At 72.4% G+C, this 7,906-nt stretch carries 10 protein-coding genes; 9 read left to right on the forward strand and 1 reads right to left on the reverse strand.

Annotated features, from left to right (window positions below; genetic code table 11):
- Nucleotides 1-46: 46 nt before the first annotated feature.
- The 9 genes from GV155_RS03915 (at nucleotide 47) to rplQ (ending at nucleotide 6,842) form a co-directional block, all read left to right on the forward strand.
- Nucleotides 47-1,111 (forward strand): LLM class flavin-dependent oxidoreductase, encoded by a 1,065-nt coding sequence (locus GV155_RS03915; protein ID WP_160005421.1) that lies wholly within the window; start codon nucleotides 47-49, stop codon nucleotides 1,109-1,111.
- Between the two features lie 66 nt (nucleotides 1,112-1,177).
- A complete protein-coding gene (locus GV155_RS03920; RefSeq protein ID WP_160005423.1) occupies nucleotides 1,178-2,680 on the forward strand; it encodes a hypothetical protein in 1,503 nt (500 codons plus the stop codon).
- A gap of 301 nt (nucleotides 2,681-2,981) precedes the next feature.
- Nucleotides 2,982-3,203 (forward strand): translation initiation factor IF-1, encoded by a 222-nt coding sequence (gene infA, locus GV155_RS03925; RefSeq protein WP_160005425.1) that lies wholly within the window; start codon nucleotides 2,982-2,984, stop codon nucleotides 3,201-3,203.
- Nucleotides 3,204-3,229: 26 nt separating this feature from the next.
- Nucleotides 3,230-3,343, forward strand: a complete 114-nt coding sequence (rpmJ, locus tag GV155_RS03930) for a 50S ribosomal protein L36 (protein WP_160005427.1) — start codon at nucleotides 3,230-3,232, stop codon at nucleotides 3,341-3,343.
- Between the two features lie 165 nt (nucleotides 3,344-3,508).
- Nucleotides 3,509-3,883, forward strand: a complete 375-nt coding sequence (gene rpsM / locus GV155_RS03935; RefSeq protein ID WP_160005429.1) for a 30S ribosomal protein S13 — start codon at nucleotides 3,509-3,511, stop codon at nucleotides 3,881-3,883.
- 62 nt (nucleotides 3,884-3,945) lie between these two features.
- On the forward strand, nucleotides 3,946-4,350 hold the full coding sequence (gene rpsK, locus GV155_RS03940) for a 30S ribosomal protein S11 (protein ID WP_160005431.1): 405 nt from the start codon (nucleotides 3,946-3,948) through the stop codon (nucleotides 4,348-4,350).
- 29 nt (nucleotides 4,351-4,379) lie between these two features.
- Nucleotides 4,380-4,988, forward strand: coding sequence for a 30S ribosomal protein S4 (gene rpsD / locus GV155_RS03945; protein ID WP_160005433.1), 609 nt, complete (start codon nucleotides 4,380-4,382; stop codon nucleotides 4,986-4,988).
- A 149-nt stretch (nucleotides 4,989-5,137) separates the two neighbouring features.
- On the forward strand, nucleotides 5,138-6,151 hold the full coding sequence (locus GV155_RS03950) for a DNA-directed RNA polymerase subunit alpha (RefSeq protein ID WP_160005435.1): 1,014 nt from the start codon (nucleotides 5,138-5,140) through the stop codon (nucleotides 6,149-6,151).
- 79 nt (nucleotides 6,152-6,230) lie between these two features.
- Nucleotides 6,231-6,842 carry a 50S ribosomal protein L17 gene (gene rplQ / locus GV155_RS03955; protein WP_160005437.1) on the forward strand — a complete coding sequence of 204 codons (612 nt, stop codon included), beginning with the start codon at nucleotides 6,231-6,233 and terminating at the stop codon, nucleotides 6,840-6,842.
- Nucleotides 6,843-6,869: 27 nt separating this feature from the next.
- On the opposite strand, the gene GV155_RS03960 is transcribed toward rplQ, so the two are convergent.
- Nucleotides 6,870-7,856, reverse strand: coding sequence for a ketopantoate reductase family protein (locus tag GV155_RS03960; protein ID WP_201300045.1), 987 nt, complete (start codon nucleotides 7,854-7,856; stop codon nucleotides 6,870-6,872).
- Nucleotides 7,857-7,906: the final 50 nt, after the last annotated feature.

Genomic DNA, 7,906 nt, shown 5'->3' on the forward strand with positions numbered 1-7,906 from the left:
GCGACCGGTGGGAATCCACCGGTCGCCGCGGTGGTTGTGACTGGTGATGACCACCACCGCGCAGCCCACCCTGTCCGTGCTCGACCTCGTCCCGGTCCGCACCGACCAGTCGACCGGGGACGCGCTGTCGGCCTCGCGCGACCTGGCGCGCGTCGCCGACGCCGCCGGCTACCACCGCTACTGGGTGGCCGAGCACCACAACATGCCGTCGGTGGCCGCGACCAACCCGCCGCTGCTGATCGCGATGCTGGCCGCGGCCACCGAGCGGATCCGGGTCGGCTCGGGCGGCGTGATGCTGCCCAACCACGCCCCGCTGGTGGTGGCCGAGCAGTTCGCCCTGCTCGAGGCCGCGCACCCGGGACGGATCGACCTCGGCATCGGCCGGGCCCCGGGCACCGACCCCGTGACGGCGTACGCGCTGCGCCACGGCGCCGGCGGTGTGACCGACGAGGCCGTCTCGCGCTTCCCGCAGTACGTCGACGACGTGCGCGCCATGATGGCCCCCGAGGGCGTCGGCGTCTCGGTGGGCGGCCGGTCCTCGAGCCTGCGCGCCACCCCCCAGGCCCGCACGGTGCCGCAGCTGTGGCTGCTGGGTTCTTCGGACTACTCCGCACGCCTGGCTGCCGAGCGCGGCCTGCCGTACGTCTTCGCCCACCACTTCGCCGGCCAGGGCACCAGCGAGGCGCTGGAGCTCTACCGGGAGGGCTTCCGCGCCGACCCCGACGCGCTGCCCGAGCACCAGGTGCCGCGCACCTTCCTGACCGTCAACGTCTGCGTCGCGCCGGACCAGGACGAGGCCGAGCTGCTCGCCCTGCCCCAGCTGCTGGCGATGCTGGCCCTGCGCACCGGGGGCACGCTGCGCCCGCAGCTGCTGGTCGAGGAGGCCGAGAAGGAGGTCGCCACGCTGCCGCCCGCGCACGCCGACCTGCTCGCCGGCATGCGGCGCCGCTGGGTCGTCGGCACCCCGGACCGGGTCCGCGAGGGCCTGGCTGAGCTGGCGGTCGCCCACGGCGTCGACGAGGTGATGGTCCACCCGGTGACCGGCGAGCACGTCGGCACCGACCCCGCCACGTCCCCGCGCCGCGAGGACACCCTGCGCCTGCTCGGCTGAACCCCCCGGGGTGGTCTTCGGGCGAACGGGGTCCGGCGGCCGCCGAGCGGCGCTACTTTCAGGGGCATGGCACGACCGGCCGACGTCATCGAGGACACCACGCTCCTCGACGGCGCGCGGGTGGACGTGCCGGCCCGCATCGGGTGGCTGCTGCGCACGGTCCGGCTCGGGACCGGCACCTCGCTGCGGGCGCTGGGTGACGGGATGCGCGAGCTGGGCCACCCGGTCTCGGTGCCCGCGCTGAGCGTGGCCGAGCGCGCGGGGGTCCGCGACGGGGCGCTCACCGACCTCTACGAGCAGGTCCTCCGGCTGCCGCCGGGGCGGCTGCGCGCCCCGGTCGACGTCCTGTGCCGCAGCTTCGACTACGCCCCCGGCGACCGGGCACCGACCCGGGCGGTGGTGCTGCCCCTGTCGGCCGTGGACGCCGCCTTCGAGCCCGTGCTGACCGGCCGCGCCGACGGCGGCGACTGGCTGCGGTGGGCCCGGCTGCTGCGGCACGGCCCCGGTGCGGCCGTCCCCACCGTCGTTGTCGCCCCGGCGGCACGGGTGCTGGTCGAGGAGCTCCTCCGCTCGGTCGGTCCCGCCCACACCGCGCGGTACGAGGCCGTCGCCCGGTTGCGGTGCGGACCGTACGCCGACGTGGTCGAGGACGTCGCCCGCGACCTGGTGCTGGGGGCGGGGCCGGGCCCGGCGTCGGTCAACGCGTTCGCCGCCCTGGCCGAGGAGCCGACGCCGCGGCTGCTCCGGTGGTGCGCCTCGCTGCTGGACCACCCCGCCGACTGGGTCGTCGGCGGGGCCTGCCTGGCCCTGGAGGGGATGCGGACGACCGGGGGCCTGGACGAGGCGGACTGGCAGGTCCTGGTGGCGCCCCTGGTGCGGGGGCACGCGCGGGCGGGGGAGGGCCTGCACGCCGCACGGATCACCACCCTGGTCCGGATGCTGCCCGAGGCGGTCCGCCGTGACGTGCTCGCTCGGTTGACGGGGCCGCTGGCGCCGGTGGACGGGCCGCGGTCCTGGGACACCGGCCTGACCAACCGGCACCTCGCGCTGTGCCACCGTGTCGCGGCCGACGTCTGCGACCGGCTCGACGTCGAGCATCAGCCGCTCCTGGCCCGGCTGCTGTTCGAGGTGCTCTTCGACTTCCGAGGCAACAGGATCACCACCTCGGCCTGGCTGCTGATGGCGACGCCGTTCGTCGAGCAGCTCGTGCCGGCGCTGCTGGAGCTCGTGGACTCAGCCCCTGACGAGGCGACCCGCCGAGGAGCGCTGCGCGCGCTGCACCGGCTGCAGGTCCCGGCCGCCGACGACGCGGTGGGGGCCTGGTTGGGGCGCGTGCGGCGCTGGGACGACGCGGCCGTGCTCGGGGTGGCGGCCAACGCCGGGGTGGCCGTGCCCGAGGGGCACCGGCGGGTCCGGGGCGCCGGGCCGGCCGGCGTCCGCGTGGTGGAGACGCTCGGGATGGCCGCGCACCCCGACCTGGCAGCGGTGGCCGCGGACCCGACCCTGACCCCGACGGTCCGCTCCGCCGCCTGCTGGTGGCTGCGGGTCGGCGCTCGGGTGGTCGCCTGAGCCCGGGATCGCGGTATGTTGGTCCTCGTCGGCCGACCGCTCAGGTGGATTCGTGTTTCCCCGCGGTTTCGGCCTAGACTGGCGTGTCGGCCCAACGTGGGTCTGCGTCGTGGCGCCAAGCGGCTGCTCGCGATCGTCGTCGTCCAGCTCTCCGGGGCTGTCCGCCGTCGTGCGCGGGTCGTGGTGCCCGTCCGGCCCGACGAGGTCCACCGGTCACTGCTGGCGCCATCGCCAGAACCCCAGGACCGGGTGGTTCCCGGGCCCGACGGTAGACGCGAACCGACGAGCAGATTGTGAGGACATGCCGAAGAAAGAAGGCGTGATCGAGATCGAGGGCACCGTCTCCGAGGCTCTGCCGAACGCCATGTTCCGCGTGGAGCTCAGCAACGGCCACAAGGTCCTCGCCCACATCAGCGGCAAGATGCGACAGCACTACATCCGGATCCTCCCCGAGGACCGCGTGGTGGTGGAGCTGTCTCCGTACGACCTCACCCGAGGTCGGATCGTCTACCGGTACAAGTAACCCGCCGCACACGAGAAAGGGCCGCCATGAAGGTCAAGCCCAGCGTCAAGCGCATCTGTGACAAGTGCCAGGTGGTTCGCCGCCACGGCCGCGTCATGGTCATCTGCGAGAACCCCCGCCACAAGCAGCGCCAGGGCTGACCCACCCGGGTCGGCACTGCAGCACCACCACAACGTGACCGCTAGGTCGCCCGCCCCTCGGGGAGAGCGATCGACCACCTCCGGAGCAACGGCCGGAGCCCGGACACCCGCCCGGGACGCGCCACGACCGACACCGTCGCGAACAACCGAAGGGAACGCCACCTGATGGCACGCCTCGTCGGGGTCGACCTCCCGCGCGACAAGCGCATCGAGATCGCCCTCACCTACATCTACGGCATCGGCCGTACCTCCGCCCAGCAGCTCCTCGCCGTGACCGGCGTCAGCCCGGACACGCGTGTGCACGAGCTCGGCGACGACGAGCTGGTCCAGCTCCGCGACGCGATCGAGGCCAACTTCAAGACCGAGGGTGACCTCCGTCGCGAGGTCCAGGCCGACATCCGCCGCAAGATCGAGATCGGCAGCTACCAGGGCCGCCGCCACCGCCAGGGCCTGCCCGTGCGCGGCCAGCGGACCAAGACCAACGCGCGTACCCGCAAGGGCCCCAAGCGCACGGTCGCCGGCAAGAAGAAGGCCCGCTGACCCCCGGGTCGGCGCCGCCGAGCTCGATCACCCAGACCAGCTAGTTCCAGGAGAGAAGGCACATGCCCCCCAAGGCACGCGCTGCGGGCGCCAAGAAGGTGCGCCGCAAGGAGAAGAAGAACGTCGCTCAGGGCGAAGCCCACATCAAGAGCACGTTCAACAACACGATCGTCACGATCACCGACCCCACCGGTGCGGTCATCGCATGGGCCTCCGCCGGCACCGTCGGCTTCAAGGGCTCGCGCAAGTCGACGCCGTACGCCGCGCAGATGGCTGCGGAGGCCGCCGGCCGCCGTGCCCAGGAGCACGGCATGAAGAAGATCGACGTCTTCGTCAAGGGTCCGGGCTCGGGTCGCGAGACCGCGATCCGTTCGCTGGGTGCCATCGGCCTCGAGGTCGGCACCATCCAGGACGTCACGCCCACGCCCCACAACGGTTGCCGCCCGCCCAAGCGCCGGCGCGTCTGACCCCGAGACCGACAGGAGACTGAGGAACCATGGCTCGTTACACCGGCCCCATGACCAGGAAGTCGCGCCGTCTCGGTGTCGACCTCGTCGGAGGCGACGCCGCCTTCGAGAAGCGCCCCTACCCGCCCGGCATGCACGGCCGCGCGCGGATCAAGGAGAGCGAGTACCGCACGCAGCTGCAGGAGAAGCAGAAGGCCCGCTTCACCTACGGCGTGATGGAGAAGCAGTTCGTCAACTACTACGACGAGGCGTCGCGTCGCCAGGGCAAGACCGGCGACAACCTGCTGCAGATGCTCGAGTGCCGTCTCGACAACGTGGTCTACCGCGCCGGGTTCGCCCGCACGCGTCGCCACGCCCGTCAGCTCGTCGTGCACGGTCACTTCCTCGTGAACGGCCACAAGGTCGACATCCCGTCGTACCAGGTGACCGAGCACGACATCGTCGACGTGCGCGAGAAGTCGCTGGAGACCACGCCGTTCATCGTCGCGCGTGAGACCCACGGCGAGCGCGTCGTCCCCGCGTGGCTCGAGGTCATCCCCACCCGGATGCGCGTCCTCGTGCACCAGCGCCCGGTCCGGGCCCAGATCGACATCCCGGTCCAGGAGCAGCTCATCGTGGAGTTCTACTCCAAGAAGTAAACGGTCGGGGGCTCCGTCCCCGACTGCCCCCTCGGGGTCCGGGTCCGCACTGCGGGCCCGGACCCCGGGACCGGTTCACGCCACCGTTGCCACCTTCTTGAACATCTGGGCCCTTCATATAGCGGTCGGACCCGGAAAGGACTGATTCAGTGCTCATCGCACAGCGCCCCACCCTGTCGGAAGAGACCGTCGACGAGTTCCGTTCGCGGTTCGTCATCGAGCCGCTCGAGCCCGGCTTCGGCTACACCCTCGGCAACAGCCTGCGTCGCACCCTGCTCTCCTCGATCCCGGGTGCCTCGATCACCAGCATCAAGATCGACAGCGTGCTGCACGAGTTCTCGACCATCGAGGGGGTCAAGGAGGACGTCACCGAGATCATCCTCAACCTCAAGGGCCTCGTGGTCTCCTCCGAGCACGACGAGCCGGTCACCATGTACCTGCGCAAGTCGGGCTCCGGCGACGTCACCGCCGCCGACATCGCGCCGCCGGCCGGCGTCGAGGTCCACAACCCCGACCTGAAGATCGCCACGCTGTCCGACAAGGGCAAGCTGGAGATGGAGCTGGTCGTCGAGCGCGGCCGCGGCTACGTCTCGGCGGTCCAGAACAAGGGCGGCGACAACGAGATCGGCCGGATGCCGGTCGACTCGATCTACAGCCCCGTCATGAAGGTGACCTACAAGGTCGAGGCCACCCGTGTCGAGCAGCGCACCGACTTCGACAAGCTCGTCATCGACGTCGAGACCAAGCCCTCGATCCTGCCGCGCGACGCCATCGCGTCGGCCGGCAAGACGCTGGTGGAGCTCTTCGGCCTGGCCCGTGAGCTCAACGTCGAGGCCGAGGGCATCGACATCGGCCCGTCGCCCGTCGACGAGCAGCTCGCGGCCGACCTCGCCCTGCCGGTCGAGGACCTGCAGCTGACGGTCCGGTCCTACAACTGCCTCAAGCGCGAGGGCATCCACACCGTGGGTGAGCTCATCAGCCGCTCGGAGCAGGACCTGCTCGACATCCGCAACTTCGGCGCGAAGTCGATCGACGAGGTCAAGGCCAAGCTCGTCGAGATGGGCCTCTCGCTCAAGGACAGCGCGCCCGGCTTCGACCCGGCCACCGCGCTGGCGGCCTACGAGGACGACGACGACGCGTTCGTCGAGGACGAGCAGTACTGATCACCCCGGGGGCGACCGCCCCCGACCCGCACACCCGCTACCCGGGTACCTGACACGGCCCGGGAGGATCGAGAGAACGATGCCCAAGCCCAAGAAGGGCGCCCGCTTCGGCGGCAGCCCGGCGCACCAGCGCCTGATCATGGCCAACCTGTCGACCGCGCTCTTCGAGCACGGCCGGATCACCACCACCGAGGCCAAGGCGCGCCACCTGCGCCCGATCGCGGAGAAGCTGATCACCAAGGCCAAGAAGGCGCACCTCGGCGAGAACCCGCTGCACCAGCGTCGTGAGGTCCTGCGGACCATCCACGACAAGGGTGTCGTGCACCTGCTCTTCACCGAGATCGCGCCGACGTTCGCCGAGCGTCCGGGTGGCTACACCCGGATCACCAAGATCGGCCCCCGCAAGGGCGACAACGCCCCCATGGCGGTCATCGAGTTGGTGACCGAGGCGTACAGCGCCACCCCGCGCGCGGCGACCTCGCGCCCGGCGGCCGCTGCCGCTCCCGCCGCGGCGGAGTCCGAGGACACGACCGAGGCCCCGGCCGAGGACGCGCCCACGACGATGACCGAGGAGACCGCGCCCGACAGCACGGTCGCCGAGTCCGACGAGCCGGCCGGCGACGGCCCGGCGGCCGACGACTCGACCGAGGCCGACGCCGCGGACAGCACCGAGGGCGACGCCAAGGCCTGAGCCTGTCGCCGTCTGCCGAGGGCCCCGTCACCGTGAGGTGGCGGGGCCCTCGTCGTACGTCGGGAGGTCGCCGAGCACGGAGGCGGCATCGATGCTGCGCGGCCGGCCCCCGGAGGCGGCAAGTCGGCGCGTGAGCGCCTGGACGGCCGCGTTGACCGGCGTCGGGACCCCGTGCAGCCGGCCCAGCAGGACGACCTCGCCGGCGAGGTAGTCGATCTCGCTGGCGGTGCCTCGGGTCAGGCTCTGCCAGGTGGAGCCGCCGTCGTCGTCGACGTCGTCGCGCCGCCGGATGAGGTCGCCGCGCCGCAGGCGGTCCTCTGCTGCGCTGGTGCAGGGAAGCCCGAGCGCGACGAACAGCGCCTCGCCCTCCGCCCGGGCGCGCCGGACGAGCTCGTCGGCGTCGTCGCCGGGCACCACAGCCGCGTCGACGCCGTTGCCGAGGTTCATCAGCAGCTTGCGGCGCTTCCACGCCGTCACGGCGGCGCGCTCCTCGGACTCGAACCCCGCCCGTCGCAGGTCGGCGGAGACCGCGGCGGTCACGTCGTCGGTGCCGCCCGGCACGCGTCCGACGTCGAGCACGCCGGGGGCGACCGCCGACTTCTCGACCACCAGGCCCGGCTCCAGGTGGGTGCAGGGCAGCATCACGCAGACGGCGTAGGTGCGGGCGAAGCGCCGCAGCACCTCGGGCTCGTTGGCCAGGCCGTTCTGCACGCAGACGACAGCGGTCGTGGCCGGCGCGTGCGCGACGAGGTCGTCCAGCGCCGCCCTGGTCTGGTGGCTCTTCACCGCCAGCAGGACCGCGGTGTCGTCGGTCCACGTGGCGTCCGCGACGGAGCCGACGGCGTCGACCGCGACCGTACGCACGCCCCCAGGCCGGTCCACCCGCAGCCCGCGCCGTCGGATCGCCGCCAGGTGCTCGCCCCGGGCGACCAGCGTCACGTCCGTCCCGGCGTCGTGCAGGCGCGCCCCGACGACACCCCCGACCGCCCCGGCCCCCAGCACCACGTACCTCACGGGCTCGAGGGTAGGTGTCGGCATGGTGGCGGTGGGCGGGGAGTGGGGGG

The sequence above is a fragment of the Nocardioides sp. AX2bis genome (genome assembly GCF_902506435.1).
Lineage (GTDB): Bacteria > Actinomycetota > Actinomycetes > Propionibacteriales > Nocardioidaceae > Nocardioides.

Excerpts from the sequence above, each read along its gene's own strand:
- rpsK (WP_160005431.1), top strand. The coding sequence starts at position 3,946 with ATGCCCCCCAAGGCACGCGCTGCGGGCGCCAAGAAGGTGCGCCGCAAG.
- rplQ (WP_160005437.1), top strand. The coding sequence starts at position 6,231 with ATGCCCAAGCCCAAGAAGGGCGCCCGCTTCGGCGGCAGCCCGGCGCAC.
- GV155_RS03920 (WP_160005423.1), top strand. The coding sequence starts at position 1,178 with ATGGCACGACCGGCCGACGTCATCGAGGACACCACGCTCCTCGACGGC.
- rpsD (WP_160005433.1), top strand. The coding sequence starts at position 4,380 with ATGGCTCGTTACACCGGCCCCATGACCAGGAAGTCGCGCCGTCTCGGT.
- rpsM (WP_160005429.1), top strand. The coding sequence starts at position 3,509 with ATGGCACGCCTCGTCGGGGTCGACCTCCCGCGCGACAAGCGCATCGAG.
- rpmJ (WP_160005427.1), top strand. The coding sequence starts at position 3,230 with ATGAAGGTCAAGCCCAGCGTCAAGCGCATCTGTGACAAGTGCCAGGTG.
- GV155_RS03915 (WP_160005421.1), top strand. The coding sequence starts at position 47 with ATGACCACCACCGCGCAGCCCACCCTGTCCGTGCTCGACCTCGTCCCG.
- infA (WP_160005425.1), top strand. The coding sequence starts at position 2,982 with ATGCCGAAGAAAGAAGGCGTGATCGAGATCGAGGGCACCGTCTCCGAG.